At 41.6% G+C, this 14,068-nt stretch carries 9 protein-coding genes and 1 pseudogene; 6 read left to right on the forward strand and 4 right to left on the reverse strand.

Going from position 1 to position 14,068, the window contains the following annotated elements:
* Window positions 1-442: 442 nt before the first annotated feature.
* The 4 genes and pseudogenes from MKS91_RS02865 to MKS91_RS02880 form a co-directional block, all read left to right on the forward strand.
* Window positions 443-1,156 (forward strand): annotated as a pseudogene (locus MKS91_RS02865) (ankyrin repeat domain-containing RING finger protein); the annotation flags it as partial.
* Between the two features lie 310 nt (window positions 1,157-1,466).
* Window positions 1,467-5,486 (forward strand): ankyrin repeat domain-containing protein, encoded by a 4,020-nt coding sequence (locus MKS91_RS02870; protein WP_258569335.1) that lies wholly within the window; start codon window positions 1,467-1,469, stop codon window positions 5,484-5,486.
* 28 nt (window positions 5,487-5,514) lie between these two features.
* A complete protein-coding gene (locus MKS91_RS02875; protein ID WP_258569336.1) occupies window positions 5,515-6,282 on the forward strand; it encodes a hypothetical protein in 768 nt (255 codons plus the stop codon).
* Window positions 6,283-6,396: 114 nt separating this feature from the next.
* Window positions 6,397-6,750, forward strand: a complete 354-nt coding sequence (locus tag MKS91_RS02880) for a hypothetical protein (protein ID WP_258569337.1) — start codon at window positions 6,397-6,399, stop codon at window positions 6,748-6,750.
* 83 nt (window positions 6,751-6,833) lie between these two features.
* On the opposite strand, the gene MKS91_RS02885 is transcribed toward MKS91_RS02880, so the two are convergent.
* The 3 genes from MKS91_RS02885 to MKS91_RS02895 form a co-directional block, all read right to left on the reverse strand.
* Complete coding sequence (locus MKS91_RS02885; protein WP_258569338.1) at window positions 6,834-8,573, reverse strand: ankyrin repeat domain-containing protein; 1,740 nt, start codon at window positions 8,571-8,573, stop codon at window positions 6,834-6,836.
* Between the two features lie 138 nt (window positions 8,574-8,711).
* Complete coding sequence (locus MKS91_RS05315; RefSeq protein ID WP_258569339.1) at window positions 8,712-9,974, reverse strand: CPBP family glutamic-type intramembrane protease; 1,263 nt, start codon at window positions 9,972-9,974, stop codon at window positions 8,712-8,714.
* Window positions 9,975-10,013: 39 nt separating this feature from the next.
* A complete protein-coding gene (locus MKS91_RS02895) occupies window positions 10,014-11,240 on the reverse strand; it encodes a CPBP family intramembrane glutamic endopeptidase (RefSeq protein ID WP_258569340.1) in 1,227 nt (408 codons plus the stop codon).
* Window positions 11,241-11,337: 97 nt separating this feature from the next.
* Between MKS91_RS02895 and MKS91_RS02900 the strand changes: the two genes are divergently transcribed.
* Together MKS91_RS02900 and MKS91_RS02905 are read left to right on the forward strand one after the other, a co-directional pair.
* Entirely contained in the window at window positions 11,338-12,144 is an 807-nt protein-coding gene (locus MKS91_RS02900; RefSeq protein WP_258569341.1) for a phosphatidylserine decarboxylase, read from the forward strand.
* Complete coding sequence (locus MKS91_RS02905) at window positions 12,137-13,045, forward strand: ABC transporter ATP-binding protein (protein ID WP_258569342.1); 909 nt, start codon at window positions 12,137-12,139, stop codon at window positions 13,043-13,045. Before MKS91_RS02900 ends, MKS91_RS02905 begins: the two co-directional genes overlap by 8 nt.
* Before the next feature lie 437 nt (window positions 13,046-13,482).
* Here the strand turns inward: MKS91_RS02905 and MKS91_RS02910 are convergent, their stop codons facing one another.
* Entirely contained in the window at window positions 13,483-14,031 is a 549-nt protein-coding gene (locus tag MKS91_RS02910) for a hypothetical protein (RefSeq protein ID WP_258569343.1), read from the reverse strand.
* Between the last annotated feature and the right edge of the window lie 37 nt (window positions 14,032-14,068).

Below are 14,068 nucleotides of genomic sequence, written 5' to 3' on the forward strand. Positions count from 1 at the left end.
GTACTTCTGGACGTTTTTGAGAACCAAGCTGTTATTTAATAATAAGGTCTACCTACCTGAGGGTGTAGTACTCATGTATGTCTACGCTGGGTGGGGAATGAAAAAAACTGCATCGACAGCAAACCACCAGCACAAAAAACACACAAAACATTGCAAATTAAAAAGCGACCCATATTTCTCAGACGCAGCGCACGAGTCATTTCAAGACCTTTTTAACATTAGATGCAGCTGATGCCTAGAAGTGGCCGCTTGATTCAGTGCTCACTGAGGATACATATAAATATGAAATATCCCAAAAGGCAGCCTACCCCTTTAATTTTTGACATAAACAGATATTTGCCTCATAATCATATRGTTAATAGAGCGATGGAGCAGTAAAGTGCCAATAAATATAGATGAAATTTCTGATTTATGTCAAAAATTATTATAAGCAGCAGAAGTTGGCAATCTCCATGCTGTTCAGGAATGTCTTGCTGCCGGCGTTTCTGTGAAGCAAACTAATAATAATGGCGCAACCCCACTCTTTATGACCGCACAACAAGGACACCTAGAGGTTGTTAAGGTACTCATTGAGCATGGAGCAGACATTAACCATCAAGATGCAGAAGGTAGAACCCCTTTATATATTGCCTCAAAATTTGGGTTTGTTAATATTATAGAGAGCCTCTTTAGCAGCGGTGCGGATTATGAAAGTGCACGCGCTACTGCTGAAAACAAAAGAAGGTTAGCATGCGAGCTGACACTGCGGAAATCATGGCATGCCTTTATATCTAAAAGACTGGAGGCTAATCCTGCCTACAAAGATAGGTATGTAGAGATTAAAGGCCTTATGGCATACTGCCCTATATCACATGAGCCATTATATGATCCGGTGGTGTTTCACCCAAGTGGTCAATCTATTGAGGGCTCATGCTGGGAGGAGATGCAAAAACAAGGCGGTGATCAAAAATGCCCCATGACCAATGTAAAAATAGAATATTTTAGTAAAAATAATGCATTAAAAGAAGCAAATAAAAAATTATGGATGAAAATTGAAGCGCTTCATCAAGAGATGCAGTGCAGCTCATTGGTTGGTTCCTCAATGTTTCACACAAAACCAAAGCCCCGAGGAGCGGGGGGGGAAGCACCTGGGAAAATACCTAGATTAGGAGAATAATAAAGTTGGATAAAAAACATGTTGTCCTGAGCGTTGTGCTGAGAGGGTTTGCACACGAGTAGCATTGTAGTCATATAGTATTTAATTGTCTGTTTATGTTTTATTGATTGAAGTAACTTTCTTAGGCCTAATGATCCTAATTTCAGAACCTATATTGCAATGATTGGGCTTATAAGCGGTTATGAAAGATATTTATTGTTGGGAGAATCTTGATCTTTGTGTTCACTACAGCATTGATGTTGTGTTGTTTGTAAAATGGCAACAATGGTGATAAAATAAGACATAATTAATAGTATAATCGGATATCATAATGAATGATTTACTTATCGCAGTATACAGGGGCTGCACAGAGGTCGTTAATGCGCTTATAGGTGCAAAGGCTGATATTAATCAGCCCGATATTGAGGGAGCAACCCCGCTATATATCGCTGCACAAAATGGCGGCATAGGGGCTGTTAATAAGCTTATAGGTGCAAAGGCTGATATTAATCAGGCTAACAATCTTGGCGAAACGCCACTCTTTACCGCTGCAGCAAACGGACACCTTGATGTTGTTAAGACACTTCTTGCTGCAGATGCCGCTGTTAACCAGGGAACAACAGATAATGGCGCAACCCCGCTCCTTGTCTCGGCACAAAATGGACACCTAGATGCTGTTAAGGCACTTATTACTGCAGGCGCCGATGCTAATCAGGCTATGAATGATGGCAGAACCCCACTCTATATCGCTGCACACCAAGGACAACATGAGGTTGTTAATGCACTTCTTACTGCAGGTGCTTCTGTTAATCAGGCTAGTGATGATGGCACAACCCCACTCTTTATCCCTGCACAACAAGGACGCCTTGATGTTGTTAGTGCACTTCTTACTGCAGGTGCTTCTGTTAATCAGGCTGTGAATAATGGCGCAACCCCACTCTTTATCGCTGCACAAAACGGACACCTTGATGTTGTTAATGCGATTTTACAGAAAGAGGGGATTGAGGTTAATCAGGCTATGAATGATGGCAGAACCCCACTCTATATCGCTGCACACCAAGGACACCTTGAGGTTGTTAAGACACTTCTTGCTGCAGATGCCGCTGTTAATCAGGTTATAAATGATGGCAGATCCCCACTCTATATCGCTGCACAAAACGGACACCTTGATGTTGTTAATGCGATTTTACAGAAAGAGGGGATTGAGGTTAATCAGGCTATGAATGGTGATATAACCCCACTCTTTATCGCTGCACAACAAGGACACCTTGAGGTTGTTAAGACACTTCTTGCTGCAGATACCGCTGTTCATCAGGTCATGAATGATGGCAGACCCCCGCTCATGGTCGCAGCACAAAATGGACTCCTAGAGGTTGTTAAGGCACTTCTTGCTGCAGGTGCTTCTGTTAATCAGGTTATGGATGATGGCAAATCCCCACTCTTTATGGCTGCACAAAACGGACACCTTGAGGTTGTTAAGACACTTCTTTCTGCAGGTGCTGGAATTAATCAAGCTATGAATGATGGCGTAACCCCACTCCACATCGCTGCACAAAACGGACACGCAAATATCGTAGAGGCGCTTATTGCTGCAGATGCTAAAATCAATCACGCCACTACTAAGGGTGCAACCCCACTCTTTATCGCTGCACGAAATGGACACTTTGATGTTGTTAATGCGCTTTTGCAGAAAGGGGGCATTGAGGTTAATCAGGCCATGGTTGATGGCCAAACCCCACTCTATATCGCAATATGCAATGATCATGATCTTTGCGCAAAATCATTACTTCCCCAAGTGCTAAAGTCCGGCCTTAAACCGAGTGATTACAATAAAGTCTTTTCAATTGCATTTAAAAAGAACAATATAGCGATTATAAAGCGATTAATCACTGCAGGCGCTGAGCCTCATCAAGTTATTTCTGCTCTAACGGTGCTTCTTCACTCGCTTGCTAAAACTAAAGTAAATATCGACATGGATGCGGATAGTCTCAGTAGATATTTGCTTGGGAAACCAGAGTCGACATCCTTAACAACAATAAAGGATGAGATTAAATCTGCCTTTATTGAGGCGAATGATCTTGTTGCGAGTGGGCTTGAAGAGCACAGAAAATCAGCCCATATTGCCCTTCCAAATAAGCACCAAGAAATTGATCTTGTAGTAAAAAAGGCACAAAAGGATGCATCGTTAAAGCTATCATTTAAGGGTGGTGCCATTGCTTGTACAAGCAACATTAAAGAACTAATCAGTGATTTGGATAAAAAAATACTAGAAATTGAGCAGCGCCAGAAAAGACACTTGTCTCAAATTGATAAAGAAAAGAAACTCGTAATAGCTGCTCAAGTGAATAGTTATTGGCAGTCACTTGGCGCATTCTGCAAGCTTGACGAAAAGAATCAGATTTCTAAATCGGAACATTTAATTCTTCTGGGGCCATCTCAGCAAATTTCTATCCCATCGGCTATGTTTTGCAAAAGGCTTTTAGAGAAGGGTTATTTAGAAGACCAAGCTTATAATGAACCAGCGAATACAGCTGCCATTAAAGCGACTGTAGCTGAACTTGGCAAGCTTGATATAAGGGGTGATATTCAGATTGCTTCAACAAATACTCAATTACTTATCACCCGATTGTCTCAACAATATACAGAGCTAAATACTAGGAACAACCTAATACAGTTATTAGAAAAACGACTCTCCTCTTTGTTGCCGGCGGTCTCTAAAAAACAACAAAACATGAAGGATAGTGAGCAGTTGTTAAAGCTAAAAGCGTCAGCTGAGAAGGGACTGGTTGCTCTTAAAGAATTAGACAAGATGCAAACAAACATCACTTCTAGCGATACAGGGGGGCTCGTTGCAACCTATGTTGTTCAAGAAACAACGGTCTCTGAATCAAGGATCTGTGATATAATTGAGAAATGCTTAGCATTAAGCAATAAGTCAGAGTATATAGTTCAAGAGAGCCTAGTCAGATACAAACAGAAGTTAGAAGCGATAAAAAATGCGGTTATCGCTGTATATGTAGAACAGTACTCCGAGCACTTTCGATCTCTTGATAACCCTAAAGCTTGGGTTAAGAAGTTAACGCAATACCAGTCTATTAGTAAAGCCTCAGAGCTAATGGAACCCCTAAAGGCTTCGAAAACATCTGAAGAAATCAGTTTTGCACTTAATGCTATTCAAGATTGTCATATAGCATTAAATAAGGTAGAGCAGGAGGATATTAAGATAGTACTCAACTATCAAATAATATATGAATGTATCGCTTTGGTTGAAAAAACATGGGAGGCTGTAAGCATACAAAAGCGTCAAGTAGCGACACATCGTACGATAAAAGAAGCGCTAAATGCGAAAATAGCGGAGTTTGCATTTAGAGTGAAGGAGTTTTTTCCAATCAAAGCTAAAAAATGGGAAGAAGCATTTATGAAGCTTGTCTGCCCTAGCCCCAAGAAAACAACAATGTTAAAAAAAACCGACCATAAGAGAGAAGTTGGCGCTTCTGCAAGCGGTGGTGGAGCCAGTGCATTTGCAGGTGCATCACCAGTTGATAAGATGACTAATGCCCACGCATTAGCAGGTGCTAGCATATGGCCTTCTGATTCACTGATAATACGCGCTGACTACCATAACGGGGTCTTAACCCCTCTTTCAGAGTTTGCAGGAAAGCTGATTCAGCTATGTGATCAAGATCAAGTCAATCTAATTGCAGCGAAACGATCAATGATCCGTCACTATTTAGGCGTCATTCAGCTCGAAAATTATACTAATGCAAATATTAAAAAGTTGCATGGTATATTGGGTCACCAACTACAGTTCTTTCAAACAACTGATATAGCGCTATTTAACCAACTGATTGCAATAATTAGCAACCATGTTCACAGTGGTTATCAATCAATCGTCGATAATTTACTCATTGCTACAGCAGGAATCCAACAGCTTGAATCTTCTGATGAAAAGAGTTTTTTATGGACAAGCCTCCGGGGAAACAAAGGGCCAGGATCCGATGATCCAATAAACATGATTGCTCACATACTCAAGTATCTAGGTCGTCCATTTCCCAAATTAGATAGTGAGATTGAAATAGATGTTGAGAAATACGCAAGGGTTGATGCCCTCTTCACACTCAAAAAGCTCTGGGACACCAGACCAAAGGGTATGGATGAAGCACTCTTTGCGCAAATAGGCACAAGAGAACAATCTGATATAAAGGCAGAAATTGCAAGATACACAAGTAAACGAAACGCGTTTAGACATGATGATGCATTGGTCTCTAAAACTATTGGTGAGATTTATAATGTGCTGTTTCCTCATCATGCTCTTGATAATGCCCTTGCACATTTTGGTGGAGAGCGATAAAATATTAAATTACATTTAGAGCATAAAAATGGGATACGACATAACACTTCATCCAATTTCAAAAGAACAAGTCAATCACTATGTCTTGGAGCCTTTCTATAATAGAGCATTGGTAGAAAGTAGAATAAATGCATTATCAACTGACGAGGACACTATCTGTTTTCTTAAAGAAACATATGATGACGCCTATGAGAGCAGTGATTCTTCCCAGCATATTGACTGCCTGGCATTAAGCCATCTTGCTGCCTGTGTTTCATCATATATCCATTCATATTGGTATAGCCGAAATGTATGCTTTAGTTTCTTAATTAAAGATAATTTATGCCCGTCAATATTCCAGCCATTATCCACCTGTACAAATGACTCTAGGTTGATAAGACGTATGCGTCACAAAAAGTTCCATATTGTAGAGAATTACATGTGTTCGGGGTTTGCGCCAGAAGATAAGATATCTGAGCTTGCTGATAGTTTAATTCCATCTATCCAAGAGGCGGCTAAGCGTGTTGAAGGGCAGCAGCTTGATTTTGTCAAATCTCAGAGAACCGCCCTTTCCTATGTAAAGATAATGCTTGGCTCAGGTCAGGAAATAACTACGCCATTTGATGAGCCGCTTGGCAAAATCGAAGACCTTTTATCTGGTGATACACTTTGGGGTATGAAGCAGGTGCTTAATTATTGCAAAAAGCATAATCTTGGACTGATTGAGGCAAGCGATCTTGTGATTCCTGTCGTAGATAGTTCTGCGGGCAATCCAGATAACTTTAATGCAGCCTTCCTTAACACACCAGAGGAGTGAGCTAATGTTAATTGCTTCTATTAATTACGGTTTACATGCATTAAGTCTTCATGCCGATGTGTTGGGTTAACAGCATTATTCCAAAACATACTCGGATCCGATGACACAATAAACATGATTGCTCACATACTCAAGTATCTAGACAGTTCATTTTCTAGCTGTGACAGTGACACTGCCAGAGATATTGAGAAACAAGCAAGAATTGATGCCTTCTTCACACTAAAAAATCTTTTGGGCACAAGACCAACGGGCCATGGTGAAGCACTGTTTCGGAAAAAGGGCACCAGAGGACGATCTGATATAAGGTTAGAAATCACAAGATACACAAGTAAACGAAATGCGTTTAGACATGATGGTGATTTGGTGTCTAAAACTATTGGTGAGGTTTATAACGAGCTGTTTCCGCATCATGTTCTTGACCATACAGTTGCAAAAAAGTGTCAAGGGGCACCCAAACTTGGAGTATGATGATAATAACACTGGCAACTGTATCATTTCAATAGCCAAAATGCCTGCAATATTAAATGTGCCTTTTGCTGTCAGATAGTCATTTATGCGATAGATTCCATTAATAACATATCATCAATGCCCAGGTCTTTCTTTGTAAGTTGTTGACTCTCGAGTCCTTGCCCGTATTGAATATTAATAACTTTAGGATATGTTAGTGCAAAAGATACTATGGGAGACAATGTGGCACTTGAAACAGTGGCTGAATTTTCAGCTAAACCTGTGTATTTAAAAACGCCGTTGGTAAATGAAAGAGGAATAAATCCAATGATATGCAGCCATATTTCTTTTGGCAAGGGAGGAAGAGTGTTCTCTGTATTGCCTGCAGTTTTATTATGTACTAATAGCAACGTGTTTACTGATTTAAATAATGAAGGCATAAAAGGCCTGAGGATGCTTTGTAGCCGTTGCTTAAAAAAGCGATGGAGGACAGCCAGTGCCTCATTCTCGCTTTCAAAACAAGTCACATCTCCGGTTTTAACAATATCACCTGGAGCTCCAGCCAGTTTTAATATTTTTTGAATTTCAGTATGACCTTCATCAGTAGCATGCATCAATGCAGTCTTATTATCCTTATCCGTTTGATTAACTGAAGCACCTCTAGCAATTAATAATTCAACAGCCTCTGCTTCCCCTTCATGAGAAGCCCACATCAGTGCAGACTTGCCTGTATTGTCGGCGTGATCGACCTCTGCCCCTTTAGAAATCAGTAGCTCCGCAGTCTCTCTATGGCCTTGGAAGAGAGCCAGCATCAATGCAGTATTGCCGTCCTTATCCGTTTGATTGACTGAAGCACCTCTAACAATTAATAATTCAACAGCCTCTACTTCCCCTTCATGAGAAGCCCACATCAGTGCAGACTTGCCTGTGTTATCAGCGTGATGAATATCAACTCCTTTGTCAATCAATAACTCAGCAGCCCCTACGGAATGATTGCTCACAGCCTCTATTAGGGCAGTACATCCCTTATGATTGGCGTGATAAATATCAGCTCCCTTGGCAATCAAGGACTTCACACATTCAAGATTATCATCATTATCGGAATAGCGACCACCTCCAACAGCCTCTATTAGCGCAGTATTTCCCTCATTATTAGTATGGTTCACTTTAGCACCTTTAGCAATTAACAGCTCAGCTATTTCACTGTCACAAATTAAAGCAGCATTAATTAGCGGAGTTCCTCCATTACTGTCAACGTGATTAACATTAGCACCTTCTTCAATCAATAACCTAACAATCGCTATATTCCATTCACATGCAGCCAAACACAGCGCAGAGCTGCCATGATTTGTTGGCTTATCAACTTCAGCGCCTCTAGTAATTAATAGCTCAATGGTACCTATATAATCCTGCTCACCACCATCATACGGTGCATTATTCTCTTGCTTAGCAGCCCTATGCAGCGCAGTCCATCCCTCATCGTCAGCGAGATTAACATTAGCACCTTTATCAATCAATAGCTTGGCAGTCATTGTGCTTCCATAAGAAGCAGCGAACATCAACGCAGTCCATCTTAAATCATCAGCATAGTTAACATTAGCGCCTTTATCAATCAATAGCTCAGCAGTCTTTGTATTTCCATAATAAGCAGCTTTTATCAACGCAGTTTCTCCCGAATCATCAGCATAGTCAACTTCCGCACCGTTACTAATCAATAACTCAGCAGTTTCTGTATGCCCTTTTCTAGCAGCAAGGAATAAAAGATCTGAAAAAACTTTTAATATTTTTTCACGAGAAAAGCTTTTATCCTGATCCGTAACTTGCTCTGTTTGTTTTTCGTGCATAATGATCACTTGTTCTGAATTATACGGATTATGCCTCATAAATAATTAATTATCAATATCTTTAGCCTCTTGGTTATACCATTGTAAAAAGGGTCTCACGGTATCCAAAAACTTGAGGTTTTTTTTAGGGTCAATGCTTTATGGCTTTGGGGGAATAAAGGCTTTTCTTTTGGGGAGACCTCTTTTTAAGTATTGATATGTTGAGGCAAAAAAATCAAAGATGCCTATGGTCAGTTTTGAGTACCAAGCATAACTGTTGAAAAAATAAAACAACCGCTGGTCAGCATGGCTTGGAATGAGTGCGATTGAAACGTTACCAAAAGAGTGAAGTATACTGCTTGATCCAATACTTCCAGAGCACAGTGTGATCAATGAGTATAAAGCGCCAGAAAACATTAGATTGATATAAGGTGTTAAGGTTGTTGGCTCAGATAGGACAACAAAGTGCGGTATCGCAAACAACCAGCCTGAGAGAAAAGATATCGGTAATAGCGTCTCTAGGCATATGGTGCTGCCTGTTTTTAGGAGTCCCGTCTTTTGAAAGAGTTGCGTTAAGAAGTTTCTGTAGATGAGTTCTTCAGCAAATGGCTGAACAATGGAGTAAATGGTGTTTATAAAAAAGATACGGTGGCTGCTATAGGTGAGGTATTGCCCACAGGCTGTTAGGAAACTTGTTGAGATAACATCATTGGTAAGCGTTAGGAGGATCGTTGCTGTAATCATCAACGTCGAGATTTTAAAGAAGTGAACTTTTACAGCTTTTCTGAGTGACTGTCTGGTAATAAATGTCGGATGTTTTAGCCTATCTGTAGGGATAAATATGAGTTGTTTTAATGACACACCATAGGTTATGGCGATGATGGTTGGTGTCAGAATCATGGGAAGCCATAGGTCTAGGTCTTTAAGAAGAGCAAAGTTTGAGTTGAAGAGGGAATCCATCATTGCATAGTGCAGTTCTCGGGCTAAAAATGTCAGGGCAATAGTAAACATAAGGTCGCCAATAGGGCCTGTTTTTTCAATGTTGAATAAGACGTTAAAAGGACTGTGGATCAGGCTTGGGGCATAACCAACCCATAACCATAAGGCGGTATAAAAAACGCTTGGGCAGCCCCCCAGAGCGGCACAGGTTAAGAGTATCATCTGAAGTATCTGCCAGACTTTTTTCCAGAGATGAATAGGCTGTCCTGTGCTGGTCTCAAGAGATTTTTGTGACAAAAGAGTCAAAAGGATTGTGATCTTTAGGAGGATAAATAAAAATACCGTTGAGACGACACCCTCAATGAATAGGTATGATAGGGTGTCATAGGCAACCTGAAAAACACCTGCCCAGGCTATGAGTGTTCTCAGATAGTTTTCCAGCTGCTTTGTTGTATCCTTTAGGGCCATATTGTTTTTTGTCACGTTAACTGGAATTTTGCATTGCTTTTTACTATGATCCCCTTAAGCATTAAAGGCAAGAGAGGTCTCGGTCTTGTCGCATTTCAAACATTGAGATAGCTGTATGCATGTGTCTACCAGTGCTATGTATTCTGATTTTAAGAAGTGACTACTATTTGTTACATAATAATAGAGCCCAAAGTTAGCGTGTCTCGGGAGGAGTGACAAAGAGAAGTTCCAGTAAGAGTGCAGCATGCTGCTGGATCCTATGCTGCCAGAAAATAGTGTCACCAAAGAGTACACTGCTCCTGCAAGCATGAGCTCAATGTAAGGTATTAAGCTGTTAGACATGGATCGTGCTAAAAAGTGTGGCAGGGCAAAAAGCCAACCACCGAGGAGTGCTATGGGTAGCAGTGCCTCAAGGCTCAAGGTGTAATCAGTTGCCAAAAGGCCACACTGTTGGAAATATCGAACCAAGAAGTTTCTATAGATAAGCTCTTCGGCAAATGGCTGAATAATGTAATAAACGACATTTGTTGCTAAAAAGTAAAGGCTACTAGAGCATAGATAATGCGCACAGGTAGCGATGAGCCCTGCCGTGACGACGTCCGTTGCAAGGGTGAGAAGTATCGTGGCAAACAGCAGCATAGAAAATATCTGCAAAAAATGTGCTTTGAGTGCCTGCTTGGCTGATTTCAGGTTAATAAAGAATTTTTTGGTCACGTTTTTTGAGGGGATGTAGATGAGGTTCTTAAGCGGGGTTCCGTAAATAAATCCAACGGTAGCTGATACAATAATGGCAGGGGACCAACGTTTCAATCTAGCGATCAGAAGAATGGGTGAGCCTGCCAAAAATTTAGTCAGCACAAAAGATAGATTAAGTGCAGACATAGATATGATAAAGGTTAAAATAAGGTCTTTAAAAGTTCCCTCTTCCTTGATGTTAAAAATAAAGTTAAAGGGACTGTGGATGAGGCTTGGAGCATGGCTTATCCATAGGAAGGCGATTATTTGAAAAACGTCAGACAGCCCGCATAGTCCTATGCAGGTTACAATGAGCATTTGAATCAATTGCCAAAGGCGCTTCCAAAAGGGAATGGATTTTCCGGTAGAGGACTCATAGGCTCTTTGTGACAATAGCGTCAATAATGTCGTTATACCAAGGATGTCAAACAAGAAAGGCGTTGAGATGAAGCCAAATTCCAGGAGCATAAGAAAATATCCGGAACTAAAATATAAGATCAAGCCCCAGCTGATTGATGTTGCAACAATGTTTTTTAATTGTTTCATTTTTATAGCTCTTTTGGGTTAATGATACTCTTTTGTGGGTAAAAATCAATGTCTTTTTTTGTATCCCCAAGCTTGACATAAAATCCTTGCTATTTATATGGGAGAAAAATACACTGTAGGAATGAATACGCATCAAACCCCTATGCTAACCCGTGGCTTGGTCGCCAAGCTTGTAAGATTTTTGTTTTTGTGCCGAATTCCTGTGCTATCAACAGTGATTATCTTTGTTTATGCAAAAATAATGAAGGCGGATTATTATGGACATAAGATTCAAGATTTTGATTGTTTGCTGTCTTTTTTTCTGCGTAAGCGAGATTTAACGGTTAAGATGCGAGGGCAAGATTTGGTTCAAGGCTATGTCAGTCCTGCTGAGTCATCAATTGCATTTTGGGGCAAGCTTTCTCATAATGCTACCATGCCAATCAAGGGTGCTGGATTTACGATTGCAAAGCTGTTAGACCGGGAGGCGCCCTATTTTCAAACGGGGATTGTGTTTTATTTGTCGCCCGGAAACTATCATCATGTGCATGCTCCTGTTGATATGGTTGTTGAGGACTACTATGAGGTCCCTGGGAAGTTAGAGAGCGTCGCGCCACAATTAATCAAACGATTGCCCATGCTTTTTGCTGAAAACTTAAGGCAGGTTATTCTGGCAAAAGACGATGCAGGAAGGCAGCTGGCGTTGGTTTTGGTGGGGGCCAAGAATGTTGGCAGCATCCATTGCCCAAAGCTTGCCGGATTTGAGCCAGGGGTTGGGGTTCGTTTTTCAAAGGGTGAGCCTGTTGGCTTTTTCTCATTAGGATCAACAGTTGTCATGCTCATGGACCGACACATTGAGCCAGGGTTGGATGTTGGTGATACAATCGATGTCATTGATCCGCTGTTTGAGGAGCAATATGGTTAGTGCAATTGAGATTCGCGATCTTCATAAAGCTTATGCCAAGGGCACCAAGGCATTGGACGGCGTGTCACTGAACATTAAGCAGGGGGAGTTTTTTGCCTTGCTGGGGTTAAATGGTGCTGGAAAAACAACGTTAATCAGCATCCTTGTTGGTCTGGTTCGGGCAAGTTCAGGTGCTGTAAAGATTTTTGGGCATGATGTGGCAGATGACCCCTATATGGCCAAAAGGTTAATAGGGGTAGTGCCTCAAGAGCTCAACATTAATGTGTTTAATACGGTTCGTGAGGTGATGTTTAATCACGGTGGCTTTTATGGTCTCTCAAAAGTGGATATCAATCAGCGCTATGAAGTGGTTTTAGACGACCTGGGCCTGTTGCACAAACGAGACTCTATGGTTAAAGAGCTTTCTGGCGGGATGAAGCGGCGGGTTCTGCTGGCTCGTGCGCTGATGATTGAGCCCAAGGTGCTGATACTTGATGAGCCAACAGCTGGCGTGGATGTTGATCTCCGGCAGGATGTTTGGGATCTGTTAGAGAAGATTAATAAGAAGGGCACAACGATTCTTTTAACAACCCATTATATGGAAGAGGCAGAGTATCTGTGTGACAGCCTAGCCATTCTGCACGATGGGAAGATTATTGACCAAGGGCATAAAGATGATTTACTATTGTCCGACCAGTCTCGGCACTTGGTCTTGCACCTGCAATCAGAAATAGACACGCTTTACGAGCAGGACTATATTCAGGCTGTGGCAAAGGATAGCAAAACAATAGAATTAACGCTTCAGCCAGGCGCTGACCTGGCTGCGTATTTGCAAAAGATAGAAAGCTCTGGTAAGAAAATCGGCTATGTAAGCAGTCCTAAAAGCCGATTAGAGCAGTACTTCCGAAGCCAAACTACCTAGGGCTTCGGCGATAACAGCGCTACCTAACCCAACAAGGCATGGGCTGACAATGCCCGCTTACCATGTCTGAACTCACCGACCACACTCACACACAAGCCCGATACAATGCCTACCAAGGGTGGCGCATAACACAATAACTTTAGGATATAACAACGCCCACCCCCAAGCTCTTAATACACCCCGCCTTGCCTGAACACCAGTAATCCAATATGTTCCTCACACTGGGGAAGTTTCATTTCAACATCAAGCTCTGCTCGCCAAAACCAATCTTCCCGGTATTTCACCCAAATAAAAAGAGGCCCATAAGGGCCCCTTTTAACTTTGACATGACGTTCCCATTCTTAGGAGGGCACCATGCGAAGCGGAATAGAAGCCAACAAGCTTCATGCCAGTTTTCACTGAAGTTCTAGTGATGTTTGTGTGCGCAGCACTGAGCGTTATATCAGCGGCATCGGCATTTCCAGGACTTTAGACACAGTGTCTGAAAGTTTTTGGTAAGCGGCAACAGCATCAAACATTTTAAAGGTTTTTAGGGCCTCATTGCCTTTAGGGAGAGCCGCGTGTGTTGTGGGCCCCCCGCTCTCTTCTGCTGAAACCTTTTGACTGCGAGCTATCTGAGTAATGTTTGCGGCACAACTCCCCACTGAATAAATGATTGGAGAAAATGCCAAAACAGTAAGAAATGATGCCGGGGTGAGGTAAAGAGCAATGCTGCAGACTACATTCCCTAAAAGTCTTGATGAGGGCATTTCGTTTAACATCGATAACAAAAATTGAGCGGTTAAGACAACATAAAGGCCATATTGAGTTGCCGTCAGCAAGATGCTGGCTGCATTGGCAAGAATTAAGAGACCCGAAATCGCGATTAGATATTGTGTTCCTGTTATGTTGGGAAGCTTTTCTGACAGGGCGGCAGGTATTTTAAACTCAGGCAGTAAGGCATATGCGTGCTCATACAGTTCCTTTAATGATTTTGTAATAGACATAGTTTGACTCCTTTTTATTAAGTATAGCGGGAGGGGT

Source organism: Candidatus Synchoanobacter obligatus, assembly GCF_024259865.1.
GTDB lineage: Bacteria > Pseudomonadota > Gammaproteobacteria > Comchoanobacterales > Comchoanobacteraceae > Synchoanobacter > Synchoanobacter obligatus.